The organism is Acutalibacter sp. 1XD8-36, from assembly GCF_009917525.1.
Classification (GTDB): Bacteria; Bacillota; Clostridia; order Oscillospirales; family Acutalibacteraceae; genus Acutalibacter.
Map to the genome: position 1 here is coordinate 50,826 of NZ_QZDU01000010.1, position 12,726 is coordinate 63,551.

The window sequence follows — 12,726 nt, forward strand, 5'->3', positions numbered from 1 at the left end:
CGCGTTAACTATGAAGCAGAGAAAGGACGTATTAGCTATGCAGCATACTGAGAAGACCATGGACATGATAACCGGCCTGTGCAAGACCCGGGGGTTTATCTTCCCCGGCAGCGATATTTACGGCGGCCTCGCCAACACCTGGGACTACGGCCCCCTCGGGGCAAGGCTTAAGAACAACATTAAGGACACCTGGCGCAAGCGCTTTATCCAGGAGCGCCGCAGCTCCTTTGAGGTGGACGCGGACATCCTCATGCACCCCAGGGTCTGGGAGGCCAGCGGTCACGTGCAGAGCTTCTCCGACCCCCTTTTAGACTGCAAGGAGTGCAAAATGCGCCATAGGGCCGACAACCTTATTGACGATTTCAATCCCGAGGCCCACGCCGACGGCATGACCAAGGAGGAGATGTTCCAGTATATCAAGGACCACCACATCCCCTGCCCCAACTGCGGCAAGCACAACTTCACGGATATCAGGGAGTTCAACCTGATGTTCCAGACCTTCCGGGGCGTCACCAATGACAATAAGTCCGTCATATACCTGCGCCCCGAGAACGCCCAGGGGGAGTATGTGAACTTTTTGAACGTCCAGCGCACCATGCGGGCGAAGCTCCCCTTCTCCATCGGGCAGATAGGCAAGGCCTTCAGAAACGAGATAACCCCCGGCAACTTCACCTTCCGCACCATCGAGTTCGAGCAGATGGAGTTCCAGACCTTCTGCAAAAAGGGTGACGACGAGGAGCTTTATGCCTACTTCAAGGAGTACGGCAGGAAATACTTTGAGGATTTGGGCCTCTCCCCGGAGCGCCTTCGCTTCCACGACCACGAGAAGCTGGCCCACTACGCCAAGGCCGCCTGCGATATAGAGTACCTGTTCCCCTTCGGCTGGGGTGAGATAAACGGCACCCATAACCGCACGGACTTTGACCTGACCCGCCACCAGGAGTACAGCGGCCAAAAGCTGGACTACCTGGACCCGGAGACAAACGAGAAGTTCATCCCCTATATTATAGAGAGCACCTACGGCCTGGACCGCACTGTGCTGGCTGTGCTCTCGGAGGCCTACGACGTGGAGGTCCTGGACGAGGCGAAGAACGACTCCAGGGTAGTGCTCCACCTGAAGCCCTGTATCGCCCCCTATAAGGCGGCGGTGCTGCCCCTTTCAAAGAAGCTCTCCCCCAAGGCCCTTGAGGTCTACAGCCAGCTCTCAAAGCACATAATGGCCGACTTTGACGAGACCGGCTCCATCGGCAAACGCTACCGCAGGCAGGACGAGATAGGCACGCCCCTGTGCGTCACCGTCGACTTTGAGACCGTAGGCGACAGCGAGAAGCCCGCCGACAACTGCGTCACCGTAAGGGAGCGTGACACCATGGCCCAGGAGCGGGTGCCCATTGAGGGCCTGGAGAGGTATGTTAAGGAGAAAATAGGGGAGTTCTGAAATATTCCCACAAAAGCTGTAACCGCCGCCTTATTTTAGCCGACTATATGTATAGAGACAGTCTATACTATTCTATACTATAAATTATCAGAGAGGTGTGAAGGTTATGTTGAGGAAAAGCCTGATGGCGGTACTGCTCCTTGCAGTGACAGCGCTGGCGGCCTGCGGCGGGCCTAAGCCCGCCCAGGGCCTGCTCACAGAGGACGAGATAGGAAAGCTTGAGAGCCTGTACCTTTCGGACAGGGATACCGCCCTTAAAGGGCTGGGCTTTTCTGAGAAAGACCTGGATACGGAAGGGGACGGCTATGAGTTCTTAACCAGCGCCGGTGCCTATCCCCTGAAAAGCTCCCGGAGCATAGACGGCACGGACTTCAGGCAGATACTGCTGACCTCTGTGGGCAGCCCCGAGGGGCTGTATGGTATGTATTTCCAGGCATCGTTTGACACCCAGGAGGAGGCCGGGGCCGCCCGGGAAGCCCTTATAAGCGCGGTTTCTGAGCTGTACGGCGAGCCCGCCTACCCCGATACCCAGCGCTGGAAGGCGGGAGAGGTGACCGAGCTCGCCCTGCACCAGATAACCGGCCCCGGGGACAATGAGGGCCCTTATACCCTGAGGCTCGAATACAGCGTACCCGCCGTTGTGGACGGCAGGCGGCTCTCCGGCGAAGAGATAGCGGAGATGGTTAGGAGCGTTCAGGAAAAGCAATAGACAGAAAAATGGAGGCAATATGAAAAAAACACGGTTGATAACAGCAATTCTCATGGCCCTGATGGTGCTGCTTCTTGTGGTCCCGGCCCTTGCCAACGAGGGGGAGGGGACCATGGACGTGTCCCCCGGGGGGGACGAGGAGCAGCCTCCTGTGGTGGAGCCCACTGACCCGCCTGTGGTGGACCCTACGGAGCCGCCTGTAGTTGACCCCACGGAGCCCCCCGCCCCTACGGACACGCCCACCGACGAGCCCGGCCCTACCGATACCCCTACAGATGGCCCCGGCCCCACCGAGGAGCCCACTGACGGGCCTACGGAAGAGCCCACCTCTGAGCCCACGGAGGAACCTACCCCCGCGCCGCCCATAGACAACGGCGGAAATACCGGCGGCGGTGACGACAGCCCGGGCTCCGCCACGCGGCCCCCTGTAAACCTGGGCGGCGGCATACGACAGCCCAACAACAGCTCCCGCAGGCCGGTAAGCGGCTCGCAGGGCGGCTCCTCCGGCTCAGTCTCCGGCAGCTCCGGCTCTCAGGAGCCCATAGAGGACGGCCCCCAGTACGTGACCTTTGCCCGGGTCACCCAAAAGAGCAACTCCATGTCCAGGGCCCTGTTCTACGGCGGCGCGGCCTGTATAGGCGCGGGGGTACTGGGCCTTGGGGTGCTGGCGGTGCTAATCATCCGGGGCCGGCGGGCGGACGGCCGGGAGGAGATATTTGCCGAGATAGAGCAGTCGGCCCAGGCCATGCGCCAGCCGGTGCGCAGGCCCGCCCCCCAGCAGGCCGCCTATGAGGACGACCCCTACGCCCAGTACGACCGCGGGCAGGATTATGAATATGAGCAGGAGGACTACAGCCAGCCGGGCCAGGGCTATGCCCGGGGCTACGACGCGCCCGCCCCCTCCCTCCACCGCCCCGAGCCCGAGGATTTGGCTGTGCCCATAAACGGCAGCATGTACACCGAGGAGTTCGAGCTGCCCCCTGAGGAGGCAGGCTACCAGCCGGGGCCCGCGGCCCCGGCAGAGGCCTCTGTGTATACCGAGGAGTTTGAGCCCATAAGGCAGGCTCCCGCCCCCGGCGGCCCTGTCATGCCCGCGGCGGCCTCCATGTACACCGAGGAGTTCACCCTCCCCGAGGAGATGTCTGCGCCTCCCCGCCCCCAGCCCCGGCCCGCTCCGCAGCCTCAGCCCAAACCCAAGCCCCTCTCAAGGGGCCCGCAGCCGGCGTCGAAAATACCCCCAAGCCAGATGGACACCACGGAGCTCCTTCGGGAGATACTCCACGGAGACGATAAACAGTAATAAAACAAGCAACAAGCGGACAGAGCCCTCTACTCTGTCCGCTTATTTATTGCCGGTATATTATTATACGTGGAAAGGCTATTTATACAGCCGCACCCCGCTCTTGTCCACCGCCTCATATGCCCCGGCAAAGTCCAGCCCAAGAGCATTGCGCCCGGGGAAGATATCGGACATGGGCACCATCACAAAGGCCCGCTCCAGTATCCCCGGGTGAGGCAGGGTCAGCTCCTCTGTGCAGCTCTCTGCCCCCTCGCAGACCAGCAGGTCTATGTCCATCGTCCTTGCCCCGTGGTACTCCCCGCGCACCCGGCCCAGCCCGGCCTCAAGCTCCAGGCAGCTATGCAGGAGCTCTATGGGGGTGAGCCCGGTCTCTATGAGCACGCAGCAGTTGAGGTAGTCCCCCTGCTCCGAGAGCACGTCAAAGGGGGCGGTCTCATATATGTTTGAGATAGCCAGCAGCCTTGTCCCCGGCAGCTTCTCAAGGCCTGAGAAGGCCCCCGCCAGGTTTTCCTCCCGGTCCCCGAGGTTTGTGCCTATGCCCAAGAGCGCCCTCATTGCCCTGTCCCCCCATTCTCCCGGCGGGAGAGCTCCACCTCCACAGCCACATAGTCGAAACTGGCGTTCATGGGGGCCTCCGGCTTCTTGAGCACCAGGCCAATCTTCTCGACCTTTGGGTGCTCCCTAAGCACCGCCTCACATACGGCCTGGGCGGCCCGCTCGATAAGGTCGTAGCTCTCAGCCGTGAACGCCCGGTGTATGGTCTTTCGCACCGCGGCATAGTTCACGGTATCCTCAAGGCGGTCCGTCTGCCTTGGCCTGCTAAGGTCCGCCCACATGGTCACGTCCATGAAAAAGTGCTGCCCGTCCTGCTTCTCCTCAGGGTTTACGCCGTGATAGGCGAATATCTCAAGGCCCCTGATGTATAGCTTATCCATTCCTGTCCCCCTGTACTAATTTATTACGCCCTTGAGCGCGTCGGTCATGCGCGCGGCCTGCACGGCCTCCCTCACATCGTGGGCCCGAAGCAAGTCCGCGCCGCCCAGAGCCGCGGCAGTATGGGCGGCTATGGTCGCCGCCAACCTCTCCTCAAAGGGCGGATTCCCGCAGGGCTCCCCTGTGACCCGCTTTCTGGAGGCCGCCATTAAATAGGCGCAGCCGGGTATCTTTGTCCTGCCCACATGGGCTATAAGCCGCAGGTTGTCCTCATAGGTCTTGCCAAAGCCTACCCCCGGGTCGAAGCAGATTTGCCCGGGGCCCACCCCGAACCTTTCTGCCCGCTCCAGCCTCTCCTCAAAGAAGGCCCGCACCTCCCCAAGGATATCCCCGGACCCGGCGCCCCGGGGGTGCATTATAACACACCCGCAGCCCGAGCCCCACACGGCCCGGAGCATATCGTCCCCGAAGCCGGACACGTCGTTTATAATATGGGCCCCCGCTTCAAGGGCCCGCTGTGCCACCTGGGGATAGAAGGTGTCCACGGAGACGGCGGCCTTCGTGCCCTTCAGCACAGCCTTCAGCACCGGGCCTATTCTCCCCCACTCCTCCGCGGCGTCCACGGCCTCATAGCCCGGGCGGGTGGACTGGCCCCCTATGTCTATTATCCCGGCCCCCTGGGCCTCCATCTCAAGGGCTCTCTCAAGGGCCCTCTCAGGGTCAAGATACCTGCCGCCGTCGGAGAAGGAGTCGGGGGTGACGTTCAGTATGCCCATCACATATGTCTTATCCAGCGGGAAAACCTTTCCCCTTGCAGTAAACTCCATACCTACCTGCCTCTCAGCAGGGCGGTGACCTCGGACCTGGTGCGGGCGTCGGACCTCATGCAGCCCCTCAGGGCAGAGGTCTCCGTCACCGTCCCGGCGGCCCTCGCCCCCCTCATGGTCATGCACAAATGCTCGGCCTGTATGAACACCGCCACCCCCTGGGGCTCAAGGTTTTCATAGAGGAAATCCGCTATCTGCCCGGTGAGCCGCTCCTGGACCTGGGGCCGCCTTGCAAAGCAGTCCACTATCCGGGCAAACTTCGAGAGGCCGATTATCCTGCCGTCCCTGGGGATATAGGCTATATGGGCCCGCCCGATAAATGGCAGCAAGTGGTGCTCGCATACGGAGTAAAGGGGGATATCCTTCACAAACACCAGCTCGTCATGCTTGCCGGTCTCCTTAAAAATCTTCAGGTGCTCCCCGGGGTCCGAGCTGAGCCCCGAGAATATCTCCCCGTACATCCTCGCCACCCGGTCCGGGGTCTCCTTCAGGCCCTCCCTGTCCGGGTCCTCCCCCACGGCCTCCAGTATGTCCCGCACCGCCCGGCGCAGCTTGTCCATATCCATAATGGTCTCCTTCCAAAAGCTATTTCCTGAATTTGCTCTCCGCGGCGCACAGGCAGCACACCAGATTGGCCCCGGCCTTAAACAGGGCCGAGGCGCACTCCCTCAGGGTGGAGCCGCTGGTGACGATATCGTCCACCAGCAGGATATTCCTGCCCGCCGCCTCCTCTGAAGCCCTGTACGCCCCCGAAAGGTTCGTCAGCCTTTCCTCAAGCCCCAGGTCGTGCTGGGCCCTGGTCTTCTTCACCTTCTCCAGCAGCCTTCTGACCTCAATGCCCCTCTGCCGCCCTATCTGCCGGGCTAGCAGAAGGTTCTGGTCGTAGCCCCGCCGCCTGAACCCCTCGGGGCTCAGCGGGACATAGGTTAAAGTCCACTTAAGCTCCGGCAGGCCCTCAATAAGCCCTGCCATAAGCATGCCCATGCGCGGGCCTATTATTTTGCAGCCCCTGAATTTGTACTGCAGCATACTCTCCCTATAGCCGCCCTCATATTCCATCGGGGCCAGCACCGGCACCTCAAGGCCGCTGTCAAGCCTTATCAGCCGCCTCCTGGGCTCCTCAGGCAGCTTTTCCGCGCACTCCCTGCAGAACAGCCTGTCGGGGGGCACCCGCTCCCAGCAGCAAAGGCATTTCGCCGGGAATAAAAGGGACACCGCCCAGTCCAAGCCCCTGGCCGGGTACCAGTTCTCCACCTATTTCACGCTGCCGCAGAACCGGCGGAAGGCCTCCCGGCCCCTGCCGTCGTCCTTAAACACCCCGGCGTTGCCGAGTATCTTCCCGAACTTCTCCCCAATGCTGTCCTGTATGGCCCGCTCTAGCTGCCCGGCAGGTATATCCTTTGCCTTTAGCTCCTCGTACCAGGCCATATGCTTCTCCATCTCCGGCCCCGACATGATTTCAGCGGCCCTGCCTTCGTCAGACAGAGCCTCCCTCAGAAGCCCGGTCTCTGTGAGCAGGCGGGGGGGCAGTATGGCAAGGCCCATCACCTCGATAAGGCCGATGTTTTCCTTTTTGATGTTGTGGTATTCGGCGTGGGGATGGAACAGTCCCAGGGGGTGCTCCTCAGTGGTGCGGTTGTTGCGCAGCACCAGGTCCAGCTCGAAGTTCTCCCCCCTGCGCCTTGCAATGGGGGTGATGGTGTTGTGGGGGGCGTCGGTCTCAGAAAGGACGTCAACGCTTTCGTCACTGTAGCCCCGCCAGGCCGTAAGTATCCTGTCCGCCAGCTCCACCATGGCCTCCCTGTCGGTGCCGCTCAGACGGATGACGGACATGGGCCAGTGCAAAATGCCGGCCTCTATGCCCTCAAAGCCCCTGAAGCTGACCTTCTCCCGCACGCCTGCCCTGGCCATGGGCAGCTCCTCCGCGCCCCCCTGGAAGTGGTCGTGGGAGAGTATTGAGCCGCCCACAATGGGCAGGTCCGCGTTTGAGCCCACAAAATAGTGGGGCAGTATGGTCTCAAACTCCAGCAGCCGCCTGAAGGAAGCCCTGCTCACCTTCATGGGCCTGTGCTCCGCGCTGAGCACAATACAGTGCTCATTATAGTACACATAGGGGGAATACTGCAAATACCACTGCTCGCCGTCCAGCTCCAGCGGCACAAGCCTATGGTTGCCCCTGGCGGCCTGGTTCGCGCTGCCAAGATACCCCTCGTTCTCCCTGCACAGGGCGCAGGCCGGGTAGCCGGACTTGGGGGCGTTCCTGGCTGCGGCGATGGCCTTGGGGTCCTTCTCGGGCTTGGAGAGGTTGATGGTGATGGTCAAATCGCCGTAGGGCGTGGGGGCCGTCCACTTGCGGTCCTTCTCGATACGGTCCACGCGGATGTAGTTCGTGCTCCTGCTTAGGGCGTAGTAGTAGTCGGTGGCCTCCCTGGGGGAGCTCTCATAGCGCCTGTTAAACTCCCTCACCACCTCCGAGGGCCTGGGGGTAAGGCAGGCCATGAGCTCAGTGTCAAACTGGTCCTGGGCGTCCTTATTGTCCTCCTCCAGAAGCCCCTTTTCCCGGGCAAATGCGCAGAGCTCCTCCAGCACCCCAGCCGGGGTATGCAGGCTCTCCTCCACCTGTACGGGGGCAAAATTGGACTCGCCCAAAAGGGCCAGTATGCGGTTTGCGGCGTAGGCCGTGTCCAGCGGGCTTATGAGCTCCCGCTCCAGGCCGTAGGCTATCAGGCGGGATATGGCAAGGTTCAGGTCAACGGAAGTTTTCATTGGGCAGCATCCTTTCTGGGGTCATATACGCTTATTGTACACCTCATAAGGGGGGCAGGTCAATATCTTACGGGAAATTTGGTCTTCGTGCCATATGCAGAAAATGTTGCTTTTCAACGTGCCAAGTTTGAGTACCAAGCCGGTACGGGATTCTTCATATTGTCATACCAGCCCAGTATATCCTCCGCCTGATTTATCATTATTTTAACCTGTTCATCCCCAAAGGGAATTGCCCAGGGCACGGAGGACAGGGTATTGCTGCTTATATAAAGCGCGAGCAGTTTCCAAAACTCCATGGGTACGGCATTATTAAAGTATCCGTCTACCATTCCCGCCGCAAATAAAGGGGCGGCCTGGGCGCACCATACAATGCGGTTAAACTCCTCCCACGGGTCCCCAAAGTCATTTCTGTCAAAGTCAATGATGTAGAGCTTCTTGTCCCTGCCTATCATCATATTGCCCACATGGTAATCCCCGTGCTGATAGGTCCGGGGGCGGCCGCTAAGCAGGCGCCTGTGGGCGTTAATATAGTCAATAAAGGCCTGTCCGTTTTCATACTTTATGGGACATTCCTCATACATCCTGATTTTGCGGTCTGCTTTACGGTTAAAATAGCTTTCCCAGTCCTCTATCCCCTCGGGAGCGGGAATTTTATGAATTTCCTTTAATATCCGTCCTGCCTCAAGGCCATAGGAATACTGGGCCTCCCCTGTGAGCTTATGCAGATTTTCCTCTGCGTCAACACCGTCTATCCAGGTCTGAATAAGGTAAACTCCCTCGTCGGACCTGCCAAATTCCAGGGGCCTGCACATTGGCACGCCAAGAGCCGCCACCCGGCATATAAGCTCATATTCACTCTTTTTCCGCTCATATTGCTCAGCCGGAGAAACTCGGAGCAAAAATTTCTCCCCTTTTGTATCAGTAACACAGTATTTTTTATCACCGGACCAGCCTTTATCAACTGGCTCTTTTGAGACGAATTTCATTTCAGATATTTCCCTCCTTCTTTCTGGCGACTGTGTTTTTTTCTTATATACCCTGTTCCCTGCGGGAAAGCAGTACGGCGGTCTCCACATGCCCCGTCCCCGGAAACATATCCACCGGCGAGGCCTCCTCCGCCATGTACCCCCTGCCTGCAAACTCCCTCAGGTCCCTTGCCAGCGTCGCCGGGTCGCAGGAGACATATACCACCCTCTCCGGCCCCATCCCCGCCACGGTCCCTATCACCTCCGGGGTGCAGCCCTTTCTGGGCGGGTCCAGTATCACCACCTCAGGCCGGAGCCCCCTTCGGGCCAGCTCCTCTGCCGCCTCCCCCGCGTCCCCGCAGAGGAATTCGGTGTTGTCAATGCCGTTCCTCCCCGCGTTCTCTATGGCGTTTTCCACCGCCCGGGGCTCCACCTCCACCCCTATGAGCCTCCCCGCCCGGCGGGCCATGGAAAGCCCGATGGTGCCCGTGCCGCAGTACAAATCCAAAAGCAGGCTGCCCTCCCCCGGCATGGCATAATCCGCGGCTATGCCGTAGAGCCTCTCGGCCTGGCTTCGGTTGACCTGGTAGAAGGACAGGGGGGAAATCTCAAACTCCAGCCCGCAGAGCCTGTCCCTGATACTGTCCCGGCCCCAGACCGTCCGGCAGCGCCTGCCCAGGGCCACGTTTGTGCGCCGGGTGTTGGAGTTTATCACAAGGCTCGCAAGCCCCGGCACAGCCTTACGCATAGCCTCTGCAAGCTCCGCCTCATGGTGCAGGCCGTTGCCGTTCACCACCACGCATACCATTATCTCCCCGGTGGCCTCGGCCTTGCGCAAAAACAGCCTGCGCATACGCCCCTTATGGGTGGCCTCGTCGTAGACCGGGTCGCCGTACTCCTTCGCCCACTCCCTGAAGGCCCTCATCGCTATGGTGAACTCCTCCGGCTGGAGCCTGCAGCCCTCGCAGGGGACTATCCTGTGGGAGTTCCTGGCGTAAAACCCCAGCTCCACCCCGCCGTCCGGCCCCGGGCCGATTGGCAGCAGGGCCTTATTCCTGTAGCCGTCCCGGCTCACAGCGCCGGTTATGGGCCGGACAGGCAGCCCCTTTAGGCCCCCTATCCGCTCCAGGGCGTCCCGCACCCGCTGCTCCTTTATTCTCAGCTCCTCCTCATAGGTGATATGCCTGTAGCAGCAGCCCCCGCAGAGCCTATACACCGGGCAGTCCGGCTCCCTCCTGCACTCCCCCGGCTCCAGCACCCTCTCGAGCCGCCCGAAGGCGTGGGTCTTCGCGGCCTTCACTATCTTTACCAGCGCCCTGTCCCCGGGAGCGCCCAGGGGCACGAACACCGCCTCCCCCTGGTGCCTGCCCACCGCGGCCCCCTCGGCAGTCATGCCGGTGAACTCCATTTCAATGTATTGGTTTTTTTTGAGAGCCATATATACCTCCATTTCCCCAGTTCCAAAGCAAACAATTATATGGATTTCACAAATTTATTTAAAGATATTTTGTTATCGATATCGAAAACGCAGATTTTGTCGAAAAAGCTTGATTTTACACTAAGAATCTAGTAAAATATTCCTGTAAGAGAAGATAACAAGTTTGCGGCGAATTACTTGTTAATTCACCGCGGTTTCAATACAACTCCTCCCCAAAAGAAGGAAAGGAACCGGTCCCCCCGGTTCTTTTCCTCACTTTTTGGGGTATTTTTCTTATCTGACCTTCGAGTAAAAGTCCGCGACCCTGGCTTTATACGCCTCCTGGGCCGCCCCTCCAAAGGCCAGCTCCGCCCCATGGGCTCCCATTGCCTCAAGCAGGCCCCTTGCAAAGCAGGGGTTCAGCGGCAGCACCGGCCCCTGAAGGTAGGTTGCGAAAAGGTTATTGACCCTCAGCCCCTCATAGGGGCATTTTTTGTTGAGCCCAACCCCTTTCTTTACGGTGAATAGGCCCTTCGCCCCCTCAGTGGGCCAGGCCATGGTAAACTGGGACTTGAAGCCCGTGACCTCCGCGCCGTTCCATTCCCCTAAAAAGACGCTGTTATGCCGGTGCATAATGTCCTGCTTGGCGTAAACCGGCAGAAGGCCCAGGCCCTCCAGCCTTGAGCCGTCCTCCCGGATGATATGGCTCCCCAGCACCTCCAGGGCGTTGCCTGTGAGCAGGAAGGCCGTGCCGCTGTCTATCAGCTCCCCTATCCTCTTCTTATATGGCATGAGCTTTTTTATCACCTTCTCCTGGGTGCGCTCAGACATGGGGCCCATATACACGAGCCCTCCCCCGGAGAGCTCCGGCTCCTCCCTTAGGGAGACGTCGACCCGCTCTGCCCCGGGCAGGCAGGCCTGCAGGTATTTTACATTGAAAAGGTCCCCGAACAGGCTGCAGTATTCCGGGAAAAGCACCTCAATCCGCATTTTTCGCCGCCTCCTTCTTTAAGCGCTCCACCACGAGCCTCTGGGTGTCCTCAGCCAGCCGGATGGTATATACGTCGTAGAGTATGAACACCGAGTCGGGCTCCCCCGGGCGCAGGACCTCAGCGGCCCCGCCGGTGCCGGGCATATGGTCTATCCGCTCAGCCGGTACCCCCGCAAGCAGCAGCCGCAGGTACACGTCCCAGTGCCTCGCCCCGGCGGCTATCAGCTGGACTACCGAGCCGTCGGCCAAAAACTCAAAGTCCGCGTCATACAGCCAAGAGACATTCTCAACCGTGTGCTGGGCGTCGAAGAAGTCGTCCAGGAACAGTATCACGGCCTTTTTGCCCGGATAGTCCCGGATATTCTGGAAGGCCCGGGAGCAGGCCACTGGGTTCTGGCCCTTTGCCAGGTGCAGGATGGCCTTGCGCCCGTTTACCTCCTCCTCCATATACCTGGTGGCGCTGATACCCACAGAGCCTAGGGCCCCGGCTATCTTCCCGGGCTCCAGGCCCAGCTCGCATAGGAGGGCCACGGCGGCAAGGGAGTTGTATACATTTATATAGGCGCTGTTCGCCAGGGGGAATCGGAAGCTCTCCCCCCCTATGTCCACCTCCATGTCCGTCTCCGTGAGCCCGACAGCCGTGTAACCTGCCTTGGGCGAGGAGAAGCCGCAGTCCTTACAAGCAGCCCTGCCGATATGGTGGTACCGCCTGAAGTCCCATTTCAATTCGCCGCCGCAGCGGGGGCAGGCGGGCACGTCCTGTACAATATTCCTGCTCCCCTCTCCGTCGCCGGGCTGCCTGGCAATGGAGAAATAGGCCCGGGGGTTCCCGGGCTTCAGCTCCGAGCACATCATATCGTCGGCATTGAGAACCATGGGCACGCCGTCGGGAATGTACTTATTCAGGAAGTCCAGGATAAACTCAGGGTGGGCGTTGCGCTTATATGAGTCCCGGAAGATGTTTGTGCAGAGCATTATGTCCGGGCGCATATAGGGCAGTATCAGGTTTGAGCTGCGCTCGTCCAGCTCGAATACCGCCAGCTTCTTTGTGGGCCGGCCCCGCCAGTCGGAGTTTGATATCAGCAGGGACGCCACGCCGGAGTACACATTCGAGCCGTTCCTGTTGCAGTAAAAATCCGCGCCGGTCCTCTCCAGCACGTCCTCCACCAGGTTTGCCACGGTGGTCTTGCCGTTGGTGCCGGTGATACATACCACCTTCTCCGGCTTCGGCATACGGCCTATGAAGCTTCTGCACAGCCAGATAGCCAGCTCCCCGGGGAAGTTGGTGGCGTTGCGGCCCAGCTTCAAAAGGAGGAAGCGCACGAGCTTCGAGATGAACAGTACAAGATAAAAATAAGGGGTGCGTTTCATTTGGTTCCT

Annotated in this window: 13 protein-coding genes; 3 read left to right on the forward strand and 10 right to left on the reverse strand. The window is 60.0% G+C overall.

Annotated features, from left to right (window positions below):
* Positions 1-37 precede the first annotated feature (37 nt).
* The 3 genes from D5270_RS13735 to D5270_RS13745 all read left to right on the forward strand — a co-directional run bounded on the left by D5270_RS13735 (position 38) and on the right by D5270_RS13745 (position 3,447).
* Positions 38-1,438 (forward strand): glycine--tRNA ligase, encoded by a 1,401-nt coding sequence (locus D5270_RS13735; RefSeq protein ID WP_166544664.1) that lies wholly within the window; start codon positions 38-40, stop codon positions 1,436-1,438.
* 106 nt (positions 1,439-1,544) lie between these two features.
* Positions 1,545-2,147 (forward strand): hypothetical protein, encoded by a 603-nt coding sequence (locus tag D5270_RS13740; RefSeq protein WP_166544632.1) that lies wholly within the window; start codon positions 1,545-1,547, stop codon positions 2,145-2,147.
* Between the two features lie 34 nt (positions 2,148-2,181).
* Complete coding sequence (locus D5270_RS13745; RefSeq protein WP_166544633.1) at positions 2,182-3,447, forward strand: hypothetical protein; 1,266 nt, start codon at positions 2,182-2,184, stop codon at positions 3,445-3,447.
* 78 nt (positions 3,448-3,525) lie between these two features.
* Here the strand turns inward: D5270_RS13745 and folK are convergent, their stop codons facing one another.
* The 10 genes from folK to D5270_RS13795 form a co-directional block, all read right to left on the reverse strand.
* Positions 3,526-4,002, reverse strand: coding sequence for a 2-amino-4-hydroxy-6-hydroxymethyldihydropteridine diphosphokinase (gene folK, locus D5270_RS13750; RefSeq protein WP_166544634.1), 477 nt, complete (start codon positions 4,000-4,002; stop codon positions 3,526-3,528).
* On the reverse strand, positions 3,999-4,382 hold the full coding sequence (folB, locus tag D5270_RS13755) for a dihydroneopterin aldolase (RefSeq protein ID WP_166544635.1): 384 nt from the start codon (positions 4,380-4,382) through the stop codon (positions 3,999-4,001). Before folB ends, folK begins: the two co-directional genes overlap by 4 nt.
* Positions 4,383-4,397: 15 nt before the next feature.
* Entirely contained in the window at positions 4,398-5,207 is an 810-nt protein-coding gene (gene folP, locus D5270_RS13760; protein ID WP_166544636.1) for a dihydropteroate synthase, read from the reverse strand.
* Positions 5,208-5,209: 2 nt separating this feature from the next.
* Positions 5,210-5,776: a GTP cyclohydrolase I FolE gene (folE, locus tag D5270_RS13765; protein ID WP_330587535.1), complete on the reverse strand. Its 567-nt coding sequence runs from the start codon at positions 5,774-5,776 to the stop codon at positions 5,210-5,212.
* 16 nt (positions 5,777-5,792) lie between these two features.
* Positions 5,793-6,461, reverse strand: a complete 669-nt coding sequence (locus D5270_RS17160) for a ComF family protein (protein WP_166544638.1) — start codon at positions 6,459-6,461, stop codon at positions 5,793-5,795.
* Positions 6,462-7,973, reverse strand: a complete 1,512-nt coding sequence (locus tag D5270_RS13775) for a UDP-glucose--hexose-1-phosphate uridylyltransferase (RefSeq protein WP_166544639.1) — start codon at positions 7,971-7,973, stop codon at positions 6,462-6,464.
* 113 nt (positions 7,974-8,086) lie between these two features.
* Positions 8,087-8,959 carry a phosphotransferase family protein gene (locus D5270_RS13780; RefSeq protein ID WP_166544640.1) on the reverse strand — a complete coding sequence of 291 codons (873 nt, stop codon included), beginning with the start codon at positions 8,957-8,959 and terminating at the stop codon, positions 8,087-8,089.
* Positions 8,960-9,002: 43 nt separating this feature from the next.
* Positions 9,003-10,376, reverse strand: a complete 1,374-nt coding sequence (rlmD, locus tag D5270_RS13785) for a 23S rRNA (uracil(1939)-C(5))-methyltransferase RlmD (protein WP_166544641.1) — start codon at positions 10,374-10,376, stop codon at positions 9,003-9,005.
* A 273-nt stretch (positions 10,377-10,649) separates the two neighbouring features.
* Positions 10,650-11,345 (reverse strand): hypothetical protein, encoded by a 696-nt coding sequence (locus tag D5270_RS13790; protein ID WP_166544642.1) that lies wholly within the window; start codon positions 11,343-11,345, stop codon positions 10,650-10,652.
* A complete protein-coding gene (locus D5270_RS13795; RefSeq protein WP_166544643.1) occupies positions 11,335-12,717 on the reverse strand; it encodes a Mur ligase family protein in 1,383 nt (460 codons plus the stop codon). The genes D5270_RS13790 and D5270_RS13795 overlap by 11 nt, the downstream gene beginning before the upstream one ends.
* Positions 12,718-12,726 lie beyond the last annotated feature (9 nt).

Coding starts and splice junctions, on each gene's coding strand:
- D5270_RS13735 (WP_166544664.1), top strand. CDS start 38: ATGCAGCATACTGAGAAGACCATGGACATGATAACCGGCCTGTGCAAG.
- D5270_RS13740 (WP_166544632.1), top strand. CDS start 1,545: ATGTTGAGGAAAAGCCTGATGGCGGTACTGCTCCTTGCAGTGACAGCG.
- folK (WP_166544634.1), bottom strand. CDS start 4,002: ATGAGGGCGCTCTTGGGCATAGGCACAAACCTCGGGGACCGGGAGGAA.
- folB (WP_166544635.1), bottom strand. CDS start 4,382: ATGGATAAGCTATACATCAGGGGCCTTGAGATATTCGCCTATCACGGC.
- folP (WP_166544636.1), bottom strand. CDS start 5,207: ATGGAGTTTACTGCAAGGGGAAAGGTTTTCCCGCTGGATAAGACATAT.
- D5270_RS13775 (WP_166544639.1), bottom strand. CDS start 7,973: ATGAAAACTTCCGTTGACCTGAACCTTGCCATATCCCGCCTGATAGCC.
- D5270_RS13780 (WP_166544640.1), bottom strand. CDS start 8,959: ATGAAATTCGTCTCAAAAGAGCCAGTTGATAAAGGCTGGTCCGGTGAT.
- rlmD (WP_166544641.1), bottom strand. CDS start 10,376: ATGGCTCTCAAAAAAAACCAATACATTGAAATGGAGTTCACCGGCATG.
- D5270_RS13790 (WP_166544642.1), bottom strand. CDS start 11,345: ATGCGGATTGAGGTGCTTTTCCCGGAATACTGCAGCCTGTTCGGGGAC.
- D5270_RS13795 (WP_166544643.1), bottom strand. CDS start 12,717: ATGAAACGCACCCCTTATTTTTATCTTGTACTGTTCATCTCGAAGCTC.